Origin of the sequence: Cobetia sp. UCD-24C (assembly GCF_001306765.1) — a bacterium.
In the GTDB taxonomy this organism is placed as follows: Bacteria; Pseudomonadota; Gammaproteobacteria; order Pseudomonadales; family Halomonadaceae; genus Cobetia; species Cobetia amphilecti.
In genome coordinates, this window is sequence record NZ_LJTD01000001.1 from 432,641 (window position 1) to 448,576 (window position 15,936).

The window sequence follows — 15,936 nt, forward strand, 5'->3', positions numbered from 1 at the left end:
GATCAGGATTCCGAGGTCAGGGAAGAGGAAGGTTCAGAGGATGGAGTAGAGGAGAGTGAAGAAGGCAGCGAGGACGAGGGCGAAGTGGCCTTCAGCGCTGCGGAAGAGCAAGTGGCGGCGTGACTCGCCAGCTGGCGCGCCGTTTCATCCAGTGCCGCGCGCGCCAGACTGACCAGCGCATCGATCTGCTCATGCGTGATCACCAGCGGCGGCGAGATGATCATGGTGTCACCCACCGAGCGCATCACCAGCCCCGTCTCGAAACAGATATCACGACACAGGTTGCCGACGGCCAGGCTGGCAGCGAAGCGCTCGCCACTGGCCTTGTCGGCCACCAGCTCCAGCGCCCCCATCAGGCCAAGCGAACGCGCCTCGCCGACCAGCGGGTGGTCTGCAAGCGTGGCCCAGCGACTGGCGAGATACGGCCCCAGGTCGTCACGCACCCGGGTGACGATATCCTCGCGATGCATGATCTCGAGGGTCTTGAGCGCCACGGCGGCACACACCGGGTGTCCGGAATAGGTGAAGCCATGGAAGAACTCGCCGCCCTCTTCGATCAGCGTATCGGCGACCCTGTCGCCGACCAGCACACCGCCGATCGGCAGGTAACCGGAGGACAACCCCTTGGCGATGGGCATCAGATCGGGCTTCAGGTCGTAATGCTGACTGCCGAACCATTCGCCGAGGCGACCGAAGCCGCAGATGACCTCATCCACCACCAGCAGGATGTCATATTTCGCCAGCACGGCCTTGATGGCAGGCCAGTAGCTGTCAGGCGGCATGATCGCACCGCCGGCACCCTGCACGGGCTCCGCCAGGAAGGCGGCCACATTGTCCGGGCCCAGTTCCTGAATGCGCGCATCCAGCGCCTCGGCACACAGTCGCCCGAAATCGTCTCGGCTATGTGTGTCAGATGCCGGGCTTTCACTACCCTTTCCACGACCTTCCGCGAACCAGTAAGGCTGGCGGATATGCGTGATGCCGGGCACACAGGGGCCGCCCTGGGCGTGCATCGGTGCCATGCCACCCAGGCTCATACCCGCGACGGTCGAGCCGTGATAGCCATTCTCGCGCGCGATGATCCACTGCTTTTCCGGCTTGCCCTTGAGCGCCCAGAACCGCCGAACCATGCGCAGCATGCTGTCGTTGGCTTCAGAGCCGGAGCCGGTGAAGAAGACATGATTGATATGCTCAGGCGCGAGACGACACAGCTCGGCCGCCAGCTCGATCGCCGGCGGGTGGGCGGTCTTGAAGAAGGTGTTGTAGTACGGCAGCTGCGTCATCTGCTGGCTGGCCGCCGCGACCATTTCCGGCTGGTCATAGCCGAGATTCACGCACCACAGCCCCGCCATGCCATCGAGGATCCGCTGGCCATCGGCGTCATGGATATAGACGCCGCTGGCACCGGTGATGATACGACTGCCCTGCTCGCCCAGCTGCTTGAAGTCGGTAAACGGGTGCAGGTGGTGGCGCGCATCCAGCACCTTCAGGCGTTCGCCAGCGTCATTCATTGCCATCTTCACGCCTCCTCGCGAGTCGGGTAACAGGTCGGCAAGGTGCCGCCCTCGGCCTTGTCACGACAGGCCGCGGCAAAGCCTTCCAGAATCGCCTGATACAAGGCGTGCTCACGCGGCTTCCATTCCGGGTGCCACTGCACCGCCAGCGTGAAGGACGCCACACCACTGACCGAGACCGCCTCGATTAGCCCATCCGGGGCAACCGCTTCGATATCCAGGCCCTCACCAAGACGGGCGACCCCCTGCTGATGCAAGGAATTGACCTGCGCCTCGGGCGCGGCGTAAAGCCCTGCCAGCACTCCGCCGGGCGAGATGCTGATGGCATGCGATGGCGCGAACTGCGCCTCGAGATCGCCCTTGGGCTCACGATGATCCATCAGGCCTGGCACCTTCTGCACCGCCTGGTGCAAGCTGCCGCCGAAGGCAACGTTCAGCTCCTGAAACCCGCGGCAGATCCCCAGCAGCGGCAGTCGCAACTCAAGCGCCAGCGGCACCCAGCAGAGCACCGCAGCATCGCGGGCCGGGTCTTCATAGGTGTTCTCCGGCGCGCTGGTCTCGCCGTAGCGTGAGGGGTGCATGTTGGAATAGCTGCCAGTCAGCAGCAGACCATCCAGGCGTGCCAGCAAGGCGCTGGCGGCGTCGGGCTCGACATCCTCCCAGACCGGAATGACCACCGGATCCAGTCCGAATTCACGCAGGGCGCTGACGTACTTGTCGGTCACCATATGCGCCGGATGACCTTCTACGGTGCGACGGCAGGCAATGACGCCCACCAGGGGACGAGGTGGCATGGGATCTCCTTTGAGGCGAACAAGCAGGCCTTGGATAATTGGTATGTTTTAATCAACATAGACTGAACGTCTTTCCTTGCCAACCCGACGAAACGACGATTTCACAGAAATCTATGCAAAATCCTGTTTTAAAACAATTTATTGCCATAACGCCAAGACCACCCAGCAACGCAAACCATCATGTGTTGTAAAATATTTGACAACAATGGCCATGATGGCGATATATAAACCACAACATCCCATGCCCACAGGTGATATCCATGTACAGCCTCCCCGTCGATGAGGCCAGAGAATTTCTGGACCGTCATCCGGAAATCGAGAACATCGATCTGCTGATCAGTGACATCAGCGGCATCCAGCGCGGCAAGCGAATCCCGCGCGAGAATCTGGAAAAGGCCTATGAGAATGGCATCAACCTGCCAGGCTCCGTCTTCGCACTGGATATCGCCGGCAACACCATCGAGGAAACCGGGCTGGGGCTCAGCAGCGGTGACAGTGATCAGGTCTGCCGCCCCATCCCCGGCACCTTGATGGCAGCCCCCTGGCTGCGCAACGGCAAGCAGGGGCAGCTGCTGATGAACATGCGTGATGACAAGGATGGCCCCTTCTTTGCCGACCCGCGCAATCAGCTGCAGAAACAGGTCGATATTCTTGCCGACATGGGCCTGACGGCGGTCGTCGCGCTGGAACTGGAGTTCTATCTGGTCGATCGCGAGCGCGATGACCTGGGCATGGTGCAGCCGCCGTGCTCCCCGCTAACAGGCGAGCGCGCCAGCGAAAGCCAGCTCTATTCCATCGGCGAGCTGGATGAGTACGCCGACTTCCTCGACGAGATCCAGACTGCCGCGCGTATCCAACAGCTGCCGCTGGATACCGCGCTCAAGGAATGTGCGCCGGGCCAGTTCGAGATCAACCTGATCCATCTCGACGATGTCATGAAGGCCTGTGACAGCGCTGTCCTGCTCAAGCGTCTGATCAAGGGCGTCGCCCTGCGCCACGGCTTCGATGCCACCTTCATGGCCAAGCCGTATGGCGACGAGGCCGGCAACGGCATGCATGCGCACATGAGCCTGTTGGACCAGCACGGCAACAATGTCTTCGCCGCGCAGGACGAGAATCCGCTGGGCACCGAGACCCTGCGTCACGCCATCGGCGGCCTGCTGGAACTGATGCCCGCCTCGATGGCGCTGTTTGCGCCCAACCTGAATTCCTATCGCCGCTTTCAGCAGGGCCTGTACGTGCCGATGGCGCCGACCTGGGGCTTCGACAATCGCTCGGTCGCCATCCGCATCCCCTCCGGCCCCAACGAGGCACGTCGTCTCGAGCACCGCGTCGCCGGGGCCGACGTCAATCCCTACCTGCTGCTGGCCACCTTGCTGGCCTCGGTGATCCACGGCATCACGCATCAGGTCTCGCCGGGCGAGCCGGTCACCGGCAATGCCTATGACCAGTTCGAGCCGAGCCTGACCAACAGCTGGCCCGAGGCGCTGACGCTGCTGGAGGAAAGTGAAGCATTGGCCCATGCCTTCAGCGAGCGCTTCCTGAACGTCTTCATTGCTGGCCGTCGCGCGGAGCGTGAAGCGGCCATGCAGATCATCAGCCGTCTGGAATACGACTGGTACCTGCGCAACATCTGATCCACACCGACCTCTCCACCAACTCCAGGGCTCAGGACATGACAATCATAAAAACCGTCGCTGCCCGCGACTTCGTTGGTCACTCGCTGCATGGCCACGGCTTTGCAGACCGGCTCCCCGCAGAGCGCTGCTGCGCTGACCAAGTCAGTACCGAGCACTTCCTCGCTGCATGGGAGGCCCGGGCATGAATCAGGTCTCTCCCGTCCCCCCAGCGTCCCCACACCCCTTCGCTCCCTCCGTCAGCGTCCGTGGCAAGGGGCGCAGCATTGCCATGTTCGGCGTCATCCTGGCACTGGTGCTGGGCATCACCTTTACCCATGAGGCCGGCACGCCGTTCGGCTGGATCAGCCTCGTGCCATCGCTGATCGTGCTGGTGGTCGCCATCGCGACCCATCGCACCCTGGAAGCCCTGGCCATCGGCGCGCTCGCGGGTCTGCTGATACTGCAGCCTGACGACTACATCGGAGAGCTGGCCGATATCTCGCTGGGCGTGATGATGAACGAGACCATCGCCTGGCTGATTCTGGTCTGTGGGCTGATGGGCGGTTTCATCGCCATGATGGAGAAGTCCGGCTGCACGCTGAGTTTCAGCAACATGATCGGTCGCCTGCTCAAGACACGCCGTCAGTCGCTGATCGGCACCGTGATCCTCGGCACCCTCATCTTCATCGATGACTATCTGAATGCCCTGGCGACGCCGGCGGCGATGAAACGCCTGACGGACCGCTTCGGGGTCTCGCGTGAGAAGCTGGCCTATATCGTCGACTCGACTGCCGCGCCCATCTGCATTCTGGTGCCCCTCTCGACCTGGGCGGTGTACTTCTCCCAGCTGCTCGAGGAAGGCGGCGCCACCGAAAGCGGCATGTCGCTCTATATCCAAGCGATTCCCTACATGCTGTATGGCTGGATCGCGATGGCGCTGGCCATGCTGGTCGCCATTGGCCTGATGCCGGACATCGGCCCGATGAAGGCCGCCGAGCGACGCGCCAAGGCCGGCCAGCCGATTCCTGACGGCACCCCGGAGCCCCTGCCGGAAGCCCAGGCGCCGCAGTCCAGCCCCTGGGTCGGCCTGATGAACTTCGTGCTGCCAATGGCCGTGCTGATCGGCGCCAGCGCCTGGTTCGAGATCGACCTGCTCAAGGGCGTGATCGTCGCTACGCTGTTCACCATCCTGCTGTATCTCGCCCAGCGCCTGGTGTCGTTTTCCTCGCTGATGGACGCGGTGATGGACGGCTTTCGCACCATGATGCTGCCCCTGGCCATCGTGGCGGTCGGGTTCGTGCTGCGCGAGGTCAATGACCAGCTCGGCATGACCACCTTCATGATCGAGAGCCTGACACCCTACCTGACTCCGGCGATCCTGCCGGCCATCGTGTTCGTCAGCATGGCCGTCGTGGTCTTCGCGACCGGCTCCTCCTGGGGCGTGTTCGTGATCTCGATCCCGATCGTGATTCCCATCGCGCTGCACATGGATGCCTCGCTGCCGCTGATCGTCGGTGCCCTGCTGTCAGCCTCCAGCTTCGGTAGCCACGCCTGCTTCTTCTCGGACTCTTCGGTGCTGTCCTCACAAGGTTGCGGGGTCCAGCCGATGCAGCATGCGCTGACGCAACTGCCCTACACCTTGATCGGTGCGCTGGTCACGACGCTGGGCTTCCTGCTGATGGGGTTCTGGATCGCCGGCTGACCCAACACTCACGCCATGAATCGGCAAGACATGCACTGCGCCCCGCTTTCACAGGCGGGGCGCAGTGCGTTGTGCATGACCTGTTTGCCTGCACCTCTCACCATGGCCACTCGCTTTCATCAGGGCCGCCTGTCTTGTCCCTCTTTGTCTAGCCCATGAAAAAGCCGCCTCCCGATAAGGGAGGCGGCTTGGGGCATTCTGGAGAACAGGCTGATCAGATACCGAGCTTGTCGCGGGTCTGGTAGTACCAGGCACCCACGGCAGACAGCGGCACCCGCAGCATGCGGCCACCGGGGAACGGCAGGTGCGGCAGGCCGGCGAAGGCATCGAAGCGGCCATCACGGCCGGTCATCACCTCACTGATCAAGCGCCCTGCCAGATGGCTGCAGGTCACGCCATGCCCGGAATAGCCCTGGGCGTAGTAGACGTTGTCATTGAGCACGCCGAACTGGGGCAGACGATTGAGCGTCATCAGGAAGGTACCGCTCCAGGCGTAGTCGATCTTGACGTTGGCCAGTTGCGGGAAGGCCTTGAGCATCTTGGGGCGAATCAAGGCTTCGATATTGCTGGGGTCTTCGCCGCCATAATTGACGCCGCCACCGAAGATGAGTCGGTTGTCACGGGTCAGGCGGTAGTAATCGAGCAGGTAATTGCAGTCTTCCACCGCCATGTTGTTGGGCAGCAGACTACGCGCCACATCCTCCGCCAGCGGTTCGGTGGTGATGATCTGGGTACCACAGGGCATCGACTTACCTTCAAGCTCCGGCAGCACGCCGTTGAGGTAGGCATTGCCCGCCATTACGACGCGGTCGGCCCGCAGGGTACCGCCCGCGGTCTTGAGCACGACGGGGCTGCCATGCTCGAGACTCAGCAGCGGGCTGTGCTCGAAGATCACGCCGCCCAGTGACTCGAAGGCTGCGGCTTCGCCCAACACCAGATTGAGCGGATGGATGTGGCCACCGGAGTGATCGACCAGCGCGCCCGTATAGCCTTCGGCACTCACTTCACGCTTGTAGGCATCGCCTTCCAGCAATTCGAGACTGGTATTGCCATAGCGCTCCCACAGCGCCTTGTGCTCCTTGAGCCCCTTGAGCTGACGCGCATTGCAGGCGGCAAACAGATTGCCTTCGCGCAGGTCACAATCGATGCCATAACCGGCGATACGCTCACGAATGATGCGGTTGCCTTCAAAGGCCATGTCGCCCAGCGCACGTGCCGTCTGGGCGCCGAAACGCTCCTCGATCACATCCATGTCGCGGCTGTAGCTGTTGACGATCTGCCCGCCATTGCGACCGGATGCACCGTAACCCACGCGGGCGGCCTCCAGCACCATCACCTTGAGGCCCTGCTCGGCCAGGTGCAGCGCCGCCGAGATGCCGGTAAAGCCAGCCCCGACGACGCAGACATCACAGCTGACATCTCCCGCTAGCGGGGGCCGTTCGGGCGCGGCATTGGCTGAGGCGGCATACCAGGAGGCAGCATGTTCCAGGGGCAGAGAGGCACTCATGACAATTTCCTTGTGGTTATTTTAATCAACATCAAAGCACGATATCACGGATCATTGAGCCAATCACGTCGACTTTGACATGCAATAATCACCACAAGCAGCATCCTGCCAACACAGAGTGCCCTACCTGAAACGCCGAGAGGCCGTGACGACTGTCACGACCTCTCGGCTCCGTCATGGGCTTGCCCCGCAGGGTGAGACATACAGTGCTAGACACGCAGCAGCAGGTGCTCCCGCTCCCACGAGCTGATGACCTGGAAGTACTCACGATGCTCGGCGCGCTTGACGGCCAGATAGCTCTTCACGAAGCGCTCGCCGAGAATATCCGCCAACGGCTTGCAGGAGTGCAGCGCATTCAGTGCAGGCCCGATATCGTCCGGCAAGGAATTACCGCCCTCCCAGGCAGAGCCCACAGCCGGCGGACGCGGCTCGATCTGCGCCATCATGCCCAGATAACCACAGGCCAGCGAGGCAGCCATCACCAGATAGGGATTGGCGTCGGCGCCGGCCAGACGGTTCTCGACCCGCGTCCCCTCGGCATCTGACACCGGCACCCGCAAACCGACGGTGCGGTTGTCAAAACCCCATTCGACGTTGATCGGCGCGGAGCCACTGGTCTCGCTGCGCATCAGGCGGCGATAGGAATTGACGTTGGGCGCGAAGAACGGCATCGCGGACGGCATGTAGGTCTGCAAGCCGCCGATGAAGTTGCGAAACAGGGTGCTGGCCCGCCCCTCATCATCCGCGAACAGGTTCCTGCCGGTCGAGACATCCACCAGGCTCTGATGGATATGCATCGAGCTGCCCGGCTGATAGGCCATCGGCTTGGCCATGAAGGTGCCGTACATGCCGTGGCGCAATGCCGTCTCGCGCAACGTGCGCTTGAACATCACGACCTGATCGGCCAGCGCCAGCGGGTCACCATGCTCGAAATTGACCTCCATCTGCCCGGCGCCCTCCTCATGGATCAGGGTATCGAGATCCAGCCCCATGGCCTCGCAGTAGTCATACATCTCCTCGAAGAGCGGATCGAACTCATTGACCGCATCGATGGAATAGGACTGACGGCTGCTCTCCTGACGACCGCTGCGCCCGATGGGCGGCTCCAGCGGATAGTCGGAGTCCTTGTTGGTCTTGACGAGGTAGAACTCGGCTTCGGGGGCCACCACCGGCTTCCAGCCGCGTGCGGCATACAGTGCCAGCACTCGCTTGAGCACATAGCGCGGCGACAGCTCCACCGGATCACCATTGAGGTAATAGCAGTCATGAATGATCTGCGCGGTGGGGTCTTCCGCCCACGGCACCAGATAGACGGCACTGGTATCCGGGATCAGCTGCATGTCCTGCTCGGCCGGATTCCAGAAGCGGCTGTCTTCATCATCCGGATACCCGCCGGTGACGGTCTGGATGAAGATGGAGTCCGGCAGGCGCGGTCGCCCGCCATTGAGGTACTTGCGCGCCGGCATGATCTTGCCCTTGAGAATGCCGGTCAGGTCGGTGACCAGACATTCCACCTCGGTGATGCCATGTGCCGTGAACCATTCCTGCAGCACGGCTTCGTCGTCTTCGCGACCAGTGGGTTCGTACTTCATGACACCTTCCTTGAACGCTACAGGGCAGGCCACGCGCTCGGCAGCCTGCTTCGATAGACCCGATTGCCAGCGCTCAGCGCGCCTTCACCTCGGACCACAGCTGCTGGAATATCTGCAGCTGCTCGCCGGAGAGACTCGGTGAAAAACGCAGTCGCGCCATGTCCTCTTCGGAGGGCTGAATCGGTGGCTGAGTCAGCACCTCATCCAGATACGGCTCTGCCGCGGCATTGGGGCTGGCGTAGTAGTTGTAGTTGGAGAGCTGCGCGCCGACCCGGGCATCGAGAATGAAGTTGATGAAGGCATTCGCCAGCTCCGGGTGTGGCGCCCTGGCGGGAATCATCATCGAATCTACCCACTTCTCGGTGTCCTCATCGGGGATGACGAGATGGCCGCAGCGAAACGCAGCGTGTCAGTTGTCATCGTGATGCTCCATGCGTGGCTTCGACTCAGACATCAATCAGAGCTCCCTCGATTCAGAGCTCCCTCGGTTCAGCGCGACTGCACCTCAGACCAGAGTTGCTGAAATACCTGCAGTTGCTGGCCGGAGAGACTCGGTGAGAAACGCAGGCGCGCCATGTCATCCTCAGAGGGCTGAATCGGTGGCTGAGTCAGTACCTCATCCAGATACGGTGCCGCGGCGGCATTGGGGCTGGCGTAGTAGTTGTAGTTGGAGAGCTGCGCGCCGACCTTGGCATCCAGAATGAAGTTGATGAAGGCGTTCGCCAGCTCCGGGTGCGGTGCCTTGGCCGGAATCATCATCGAATCCACCCACTTCTCGGCACCTTCGTCAGGAATCACGAACTTGATGTCAGCGAAGGACTCCGGGTTTTCCTCCAGATAGAACAGGTAGTCGCCGTTGTAGGACAGCGCGCCATGGGTGACCTTGCGCGCCAGCTGCTGAAGCGCCGGCGTGCCATCGGAGAAGCCGCTGAAGTTGTCGCGGTGCTTGGTCTCGATCAGCAACTTGGCAGCTTCGCGCCAGTCATCCAGGTCGGTGCAGTCGTAGCCGTGCCCCAGATAGGCACAGGCAGATCCCATGCTGACCTGGCCATCGCCCATCAGGCTGAACGGCCAGGCACCATTGACCTCAGGGTCAAACAACACCGACCAGCTCTTGGGAGCGTCCTTGAAGGTGCTGGCGTTGTAGACCAGCCCCGTCACGCCCCATTGATAGGGAGCGGTATATTCGGCGCCCGGATCGAAGTTCGGGTCACTGAACTGCTCGGCGACATTGGCCAGGTTCGGGACCTTGGCCTTGTCGATCTTCTGCACCAGGCCGGTTTCGATCAGACGCGGCACGTAATAGTTGGACGGCACGATGATGTCGTACTGGGAGACGCCGCCCGCGTTGAGCTTGGCCAGCATTTCCGGCAGCGAGTTGTAGTAGTTCTCGACTACCTCGACGCCGAACTTCTCCTCGAAAGCGGTGATGATTTCCGGGTCCATGTACTGGGTCCAGTTGAAGAGATACAGCTTCTTGTCTTCGGCCTGGACGGCACCTGCCAGCAGCAGACTGCCGATGGCGACAGCGAAACGCAGCGTGTTGTTTGTCATTGTGATGCTCCGCTCAATGTGCTTGAGAAATGATGGGGTGTGCGTGATGAATGATCAGGCCCGACGTCGGCAAGGACAGCAGTGTCAGACCGCCTGTGGATATTGCGTATGCTCACGACGCCGCGCGCCGGCGTGACAGCGCAAGACTCACGATCGCCGCCAGGGCGACCACCGCCATCATCAGGGTGGCGATGGCATTGATCTCCGGTGTCACGCCCTTGCGTATCGCGCTCCAGATGTAGATCGGCAAGGTGGCGCTCTCCGGTCCGGCGGTAAAGAAGCTGATCACGAAGTCATCCAGCGACAGCGTGAAGGAGAGCAGGAAGCCCGAGATCAACGCCGGCTTCAGGGTCGGCAACATGAAGAACTGCACGCGCTGGCGCGGCGTGGCATAGAGGTCCTTGGCTGCCTCGAACAATGTCGGATCCAGACCGACGAAGCGTGAATAGACGATCAGCGCCACGAAGGGAATCTGGAAGGTGACATGCGCGATGATCATGGTGCCCAGCCCCGGCGACAGCAGACCGGTCAACTCATTGATCTTGACGAAGAAGGTCATTTCCGAGATCCCGAACACGATGTCCGGCAGCACGATGGGCAGATAGATCAGCACGATCAGCCAGCCCAGCTTGCGATGACGGTGGCGATACATGCCATACCCGATCAGCGTGCCGATCATCAGTGCCAGCAATGACGACACCACCGCCAGCCACAGCGAATTGCCCAGCGCCGACAGAATCGCGTCATTGCCCAGCAGACGTCGATACCAGCGCAGTGACACGCCGGTGAAGCTGGCGGCACTGTTGGAGGCATTGAAGGAGAACAACATCACCACGATCAGCGGCAGATACAGAAAACCGAGCGTCAGCCACCAGAAGCCCCGCAATCCCTTGTGAAGTCCGCCGCGCGTCATATCACCACCTCTTCACCGCCACCCAGGCGCCTGCCGATGCGACGCATGGCATAGAGTCCGATGAAGGTCGCGATCAACATCAGGATCGCCCCCGCCGCCCCCAGTGGCCAGTTGGCACTGCCGGAGAACTGATTGGCGACCAGATTGCCCAGCATCATGCCCTTGCCACCGCCGAGCAGTTCCGGAATCACGTACATGCCGAACGCCGGGATCGCCACCAGCACCACCCCCGCCAGCAGCCCCGGCAACGTCTGGGGGAATACCGCATGCCAGAAAGCCTTGAGCGGCGAGGCGTAGAGATCCTGCGCCGCTTCCACCAGCGAGAGATTGAGCTTCTCGAAAGCGGCATACAGCGGCAGCACCATGAAGGGCAGGAAGTTGTAGACCAGCCCCAGCGTGACCGCGAAATTGGACGGATAGAGCCCCATGTTGGGCGCGATCATGCCCATGGCCTCGGCCAGCTCCGCCAACGGCGTGCCCGGCGCCAGCAGGTTCATCCAGCCAAAGGTGCGGATGACCTGATTGGTCCAGGACGGTACGACTACCGCCAGCAGCATGATCGGCCGCCAGCGCTGGTCTGACTGCGAGATGTAATAGGCGATCGGATAGGCCACCAGCACCACCAGCACAGTGGAAAGCACGGTCTGCCACAGCGAGCGCCCCAGCGTCATCAGGTTGCCCGGGCTCCAGCCGAGAAAGCCCTGTCCGGCCAGCTGCTGAAACGAGGTCAATGACAACGGCATTTCCGGCAGCCCATAGGGGCCGTTGGTCATGAAGGCCACGCTCATCAGATAGAGACTGGGCAGCACCAGAAAGACGATGATCCACAGTGCACCGGGCGCGACCGTCAGCAACAGGTGGCGTGACTCGGCGACCACCGCGCGGCTGCGCGCAGTGGCCAGGGTTGCGTGATAGGCCATCGTCATTTCCCCAGCGTGATCAGGTCTTGCGCGGCGACCACCACATCGACCTGGTCGCCGACTTCCGGCAACTGGCCACCTCGGTTGTTGACCACCACCTGCACGCTGACACCCGCTACCTCGACACGATATTCGGCGTGGCTGCCGCGGTAGAGTCGCTCCTGCACTCGGCCCGGCAAGTGATTTTCCAGCACGTCGTGACGCTCGAACTCGCTGGCGGGTCGCCGGCGCAGGTCCAGCGTCTCGGGACGCAACAGCAGCAGACTGCCAGTGCCCGGCGCCTGTGCGGTCAGTACGCCCAGCGGCGTGGTCAGTCGGATGGCGTCACTGCGGCTGTCATCGCGAGCCGTGACGTCGAACAGATTGGCATGGCCCATGAAGCGCGCCACGAAGGCATTGGCCGGACGCTCGTAGATCTCACGCGGCGAGCCCACCTGCTGGAGGCTGCCGCTGTCGAGCACCGCAATGCGGTCCGACATCACCATCGCTTCCTGCTGATCATGGGTAACGAAGACGAAGGTCATGCCCAGGCGCTTCTGCAGGCGCAGCAGCTCGATCTGGATCTGGCTGCGCAGGCCGGCATCCAGCGCCGACAGCGGCTCATCCAGCAGCAGCACATCCGGCTCGCAGACCAGCGCCCGCGCCAGCGCGATGCGCTGACGCTGACCACCGGAGAGCTGGTCGACCCGGCGATCGATCAGGCTGCCCAGCTTGATGAACTCCGCCATCTCGGCAACCCTGGCCTCGCGCTCCCGGGGGGCGACACCGCGCATCTTCAGGCCGAATGCCAGGTTGTCGCGCACCGACAGATGCGGAAACAGCGCATAGGACTGGAAGACCGTGTTGACGCTGCGCTGATGCGGCGGCACCTCGGTGACATCCCGCCCGCCGATCACCACCTGACCTTCATCCAGCGCCTCGAGACCGGCCAGAATCCGCAACAGTGTCGTCTTGCCACAGCCCGAAGGCCCCAGCAGCGTGAAGAACTCGCCGGGCTGGATGCTCAGGTCCACGCCATCCAGCGCCGCCACCTCATTGCCGAAGCGCTTGTGCAGCCCCTTGAGCTGGATGGAGGATGCCGCGCGTCGCGGCAGCGCGGGCTGATCCGCATTGGTGCCGTGGCTCTCGCCGATGCTCTCATTGACGGTATCGCCAAGGTTCTCACCGGCATTATCGTCGAAGCTCTCACCGACATGCTCACTGACGCTTTCGCTGGCGTGCGTGCCGCCAGGCGCCCGCACGCCGGCAGGCTTTCTCGTCGTGTGCTGCTCGGGCGTACCAGCGTCCTTGCCATCCACCGCGCTCATCGCGCCTCCCTTGCGATTACTCACCAGTCGTTTCCAGCTCTTGGGCTGTCGGGGTGTTCAACAGTGTCAAATGTGCAGCACCTTCATCATGGCCTCGGCCTAGAGCCGATCACGCAACGTGTAGAAGCTGGTCGCCAGGACCAGCAGAGGAGTTCGCAGCCAGCGCCCACCCACGAAGGGGCGGTGCGGCATGGCGGCAAAGATATCGAAACGTTCTGCCTGACCGGCGATGGTCTCGGCGACCAGCTTGCCCGCCAATCCTGCAAGCGACATGCCATGTCCCGAGTAGCCCTGGGCGTAATAGACATTCGGCGCGAGACGCCCGAAGTCCGGCGCGCGGTTCATGGTGATGGCCACGTCACCACCCCAGCGGTAATCGATCGCCACGCCATCGAGCACCGGAAACAGGCGGCGAATCTTGCTGTCCATGCGCGCCTTGAGGCAACGCGGCTCCTGACCGGTATAGCTCACCTCACCGCCATACAGCAGGCGCCTGTCGGCAGAAAGACTGTAGTAGTCGAGCACGAAGTTGGCATCGGAAAGCGCGTCATCCTGCGGCAGGACCTGCGCGACCTGAGCCTCGCTGAGCGGTTCGGTGGCGACGATGTAATTGGCGACACGCATGATGCGCTCTTCCAGCGAGGCGACGAGGCCATTGAGGTAGGCATTGGTGGCCACGACCACGAATTCGGCGCTCACGCAGCCATGCTCGGTATGGATACGAGCACGCCGTGAGGTGCCATCGGGTGTATCGCCGCTCTGGCCGTGGTCGAGCTGACGCACCCGGCTCTGTTCGCAGAGCATGACGCCGGCCTGCTGGGCAGCTCGCGCAAGTCCGAGGGTATAGTTGAGCGGATGCAGATGACCGCCCTCACCATCATGCAACGCGCCCGGATAGGCGTCGGTGACGACCCGCTCGCGCAGCGCATCGCCCTGCAGCCACTGCAGCGCGTGATAGTCGTAATCGCGTGCCATGCGCGCCTGGAACTCCTGCAGTTCGCGCACATGACGCGGCTTGACCGCGGCATGCAGGTAGCCCTGGGTGAAATCGCAGGGAATCTGATGCCGGGCGACCAGCTCGGCGGTCAGGCGCACGGACTCGCGGCTCATCTCCCAGATGGCGCGTGCCTGCTCGCGCCCCAGCGCCTTCTCGACCGTCGCGATATCGGTGCCGAGCCCCGGCAGGATCTGTCCGCCACTGCGCCCGGAGGCCCCGAAACCGATGGTCTGCGCTTCCAGCAGAATGACCGAATAGCCACGCTCGGCGAGATGCAGCGCAGCGGAGCAGCCCGTGACACCGCCGCCGATCACGCAGACATCGGCACGCTGCTCACCAGCAAGAGGCGGGCATGGGGCAAGCGTCACACGCTGGCTGGCCTGGTAGTAGGAATACGAGCCAGCACACTCGTTCTGCGTGCCTGATCTGAAGCCGCCCATGCACCTCCTCATCCGCTCTTGTTGAGTTTATTCACCATCGACTGGAATATTTTCGATATTTACCACACGTTTCGCTGGAATGCTGCATGTTGATTGCGCTGCATGGGAGAAATCTTCAACACCCCGCGGCATTGGCGCACCCTGGTGGTGCGCACAAGCGGCATGCGCAGCGCCGGCCGCTCCACCACAACATGCGACAAAAAAGCCCCGCCAGCCAGAAAGGCTGCGGGGCTTTTTAGAGATATGCTGTCCTGGAGACAGACTGTCCTGGAGACATGCTGACTTGCAGATATACCGTCGATTTGACCGGCTACATCATGACGCTTGACCACACACCTGGCAGCCGGGGTCGCGCTTGAGACCCATGCGCCGCCATTCACCGCTCAAGCCATCGAAGGTGGCAAGGCCGCGATGCACGCTGCCGGCACCGCTGATCAGCTTGAGCGCCTCCAATGCCTGGAAGGCGCCGATGATGCCGACCAGCGGCGCGATGACCCCGCTCTCGGCACAGGTCAGCTCTTCATCGCCCAGCTCATCCGGCGGATACAGACAGCCATAACACGGCGCCTGTGGCTCACGGCGATCAAACACCGCCAGCTGGCCGGAGAAGCGTATCGCGGCGCCGGAGACCAGCGGGGTGCCCGCTGCCACGCAGGCGGCATTGATCGGGAAGCGCGAGCTGAAGCGATCGGTGCAATCGAGCACCACGTCTGCGGCGGCCACCTGCTCGGACAGCGCCTCACCCTGCAGGCGCTCAGACAACGCGATCACCTTGGTATCGGGATTGATCGCCAACAGCGAGGCGGCGAGTGATTGCGCCTTGGGCTGATCGATGTCGGCGTCACCATGGGCGATCTGGCGCTGCAGATTGGACAGCTCGACGTGGTCATCATCAGCCACCACCAGGGTGCCGATGCCCGCGGCTGCCAGATAGAGCGCTGCCGGGCAGCCCAGACCACCCGCCCCGATCACCAGAACCCGCGCCGCCAACAGGCGCTGCTGTCCGGCGATGTCGACCTGAGGGAGCAGGATCTGGCGCGAGTAGCGCAGCAATTGCGAATCTTGCATGGGAGAAAA

General features: G+C 62.5%; 13 protein-coding genes. 2 read left to right on the plus strand and 11 right to left on the minus strand.

Going from position 1 to position 15,936, the window contains the following annotated elements:
* Window positions 1-2: 2 nt before the first annotated feature.
* Window positions 3-1,517 carry an aspartate aminotransferase family protein gene (locus AOG28_RS01845; protein ID WP_082388139.1) on the minus strand — a complete coding sequence of 505 codons (1,515 nt, stop codon included), beginning with the start codon at window positions 1,515-1,517 and terminating at the stop codon, window positions 3-5.
* Between the two features lie 2 nt (window positions 1,518-1,519).
* Window positions 1,520-2,308, minus strand: coding sequence for a gamma-glutamyl-gamma-aminobutyrate hydrolase family protein (locus AOG28_RS01850; RefSeq protein ID WP_054555113.1), 789 nt, complete (start codon window positions 2,306-2,308; stop codon window positions 1,520-1,522).
* 260 nt (window positions 2,309-2,568) lie between these two features.
* Here AOG28_RS01850 and AOG28_RS01855 point away from each other — a divergent pair, with 260 nt between their 5' ends.
* Window positions 2,569-3,945 carry a glutamine synthetase family protein gene (locus AOG28_RS01855; RefSeq protein ID WP_054555114.1) on the plus strand — a complete coding sequence of 459 codons (1,377 nt, stop codon included), beginning with the start codon at window positions 2,569-2,571 and terminating at the stop codon, window positions 3,943-3,945.
* Between the two features lie 184 nt (window positions 3,946-4,129).
* Window positions 4,130-5,629 (plus strand): Na+/H+ antiporter NhaC family protein, encoded by a 1,500-nt coding sequence (locus AOG28_RS01860; protein WP_054555115.1) that lies wholly within the window; start codon window positions 4,130-4,132, stop codon window positions 5,627-5,629.
* A gap of 214 nt (window positions 5,630-5,843) precedes the next feature.
* Here AOG28_RS01860 and AOG28_RS01865 read toward each other — a convergent pair whose 3' ends face one another.
* The 9 genes from AOG28_RS01865 to AOG28_RS01905 form a co-directional block, all read right to left on the minus strand.
* A complete protein-coding gene (locus AOG28_RS01865; protein ID WP_054555116.1) occupies window positions 5,844-7,136 on the minus strand; it encodes an NAD(P)/FAD-dependent oxidoreductase in 1,293 nt (430 codons plus the stop codon).
* Window positions 7,137-7,345: 209 nt separating this feature from the next.
* Window positions 7,346-8,728: a glutamine synthetase family protein gene (locus AOG28_RS01870; protein ID WP_054555117.1), complete on the minus strand. Its 1,383-nt coding sequence runs from the start codon at window positions 8,726-8,728 to the stop codon at window positions 7,346-7,348.
* 73 nt (window positions 8,729-8,801) lie between these two features.
* Complete coding sequence (locus AOG28_RS01875; RefSeq protein WP_268750728.1) at window positions 8,802-9,107, minus strand: ABC transporter substrate-binding protein; 306 nt, start codon at window positions 9,105-9,107, stop codon at window positions 8,802-8,804.
* A 110-nt stretch (window positions 9,108-9,217) separates the two neighbouring features.
* Window positions 9,218-10,282, minus strand: a complete 1,065-nt coding sequence (locus AOG28_RS01880; protein ID WP_054555119.1) for an ABC transporter substrate-binding protein — start codon at window positions 10,280-10,282, stop codon at window positions 9,218-9,220.
* A 112-nt stretch (window positions 10,283-10,394) separates the two neighbouring features.
* Window positions 10,395-11,195 carry an ABC transporter permease gene (locus AOG28_RS01885; RefSeq protein ID WP_054555120.1) on the minus strand — a complete coding sequence of 267 codons (801 nt, stop codon included), beginning with the start codon at window positions 11,193-11,195 and terminating at the stop codon, window positions 10,395-10,397.
* Window positions 11,192-12,115 carry an ABC transporter permease gene (locus AOG28_RS01890; protein ID WP_054555121.1) on the minus strand — a complete coding sequence of 308 codons (924 nt, stop codon included), beginning with the start codon at window positions 12,113-12,115 and terminating at the stop codon, window positions 11,192-11,194. Before AOG28_RS01890 ends, AOG28_RS01885 begins: the two co-directional genes overlap by 4 nt.
* 2 nt (window positions 12,116-12,117) lie before the next feature.
* Window positions 12,118-13,446, minus strand: a complete 1,329-nt coding sequence (locus AOG28_RS01895) for an ABC transporter ATP-binding protein (protein WP_235506911.1) — start codon at window positions 13,444-13,446, stop codon at window positions 12,118-12,120.
* Between the two features lie 75 nt (window positions 13,447-13,521).
* Complete coding sequence (locus AOG28_RS01900) at window positions 13,522-14,859, minus strand: NAD(P)/FAD-dependent oxidoreductase (RefSeq protein ID WP_054555122.1); 1,338 nt, start codon at window positions 14,857-14,859, stop codon at window positions 13,522-13,524.
* Between the two features lie 315 nt (window positions 14,860-15,174).
* Window positions 15,175-15,927: a HesA/MoeB/ThiF family protein gene (locus AOG28_RS01905; RefSeq protein ID WP_054555123.1), complete on the minus strand. Its 753-nt coding sequence runs from the start codon at window positions 15,925-15,927 to the stop codon at window positions 15,175-15,177.
* Window positions 15,928-15,936: the final 9 nt, after the last annotated feature.

Coding starts and splice junctions, on each gene's coding strand:
- AOG28_RS01845 (WP_082388139.1), bottom strand. CDS start 1,517: ATGGCAATGAATGACGCTGGCGAACGCCTGAAGGTGCTGGATGCGCGC.
- AOG28_RS01850 (WP_054555113.1), bottom strand. CDS start 2,308: ATGCCACCTCGTCCCCTGGTGGGCGTCATTGCCTGCCGTCGCACCGTA.
- AOG28_RS01855 (WP_054555114.1), top strand. CDS start 2,569: ATGTACAGCCTCCCCGTCGATGAGGCCAGAGAATTTCTGGACCGTCAT.
- AOG28_RS01860 (WP_054555115.1), top strand. CDS start 4,130: ATGAATCAGGTCTCTCCCGTCCCCCCAGCGTCCCCACACCCCTTCGCT.
- AOG28_RS01865 (WP_054555116.1), bottom strand. CDS start 7,136: ATGAGTGCCTCTCTGCCCCTGGAACATGCTGCCTCCTGGTATGCCGCC.
- AOG28_RS01870 (WP_054555117.1), bottom strand. CDS start 8,728: ATGAAGTACGAACCCACTGGTCGCGAAGACGACGAAGCCGTGCTGCAG.
- AOG28_RS01880 (WP_054555119.1), bottom strand. CDS start 10,282: ATGACAAACAACACGCTGCGTTTCGCTGTCGCCATCGGCAGTCTGCTG.
- AOG28_RS01885 (WP_054555120.1), bottom strand. CDS start 11,195: ATGACGCGCGGCGGACTTCACAAGGGATTGCGGGGCTTCTGGTGGCTG.
- AOG28_RS01890 (WP_054555121.1), bottom strand. CDS start 12,115: ATGGCCTATCACGCAACCCTGGCCACTGCGCGCAGCCGCGCGGTGGTC.
- AOG28_RS01900 (WP_054555122.1), bottom strand. CDS start 14,859: ATGGGCGGCTTCAGATCAGGCACGCAGAACGAGTGTGCTGGCTCGTAT.
- AOG28_RS01905 (WP_054555123.1), bottom strand. CDS start 15,927: ATGCAAGATTCGCAATTGCTGCGCTACTCGCGCCAGATCCTGCTCCCT.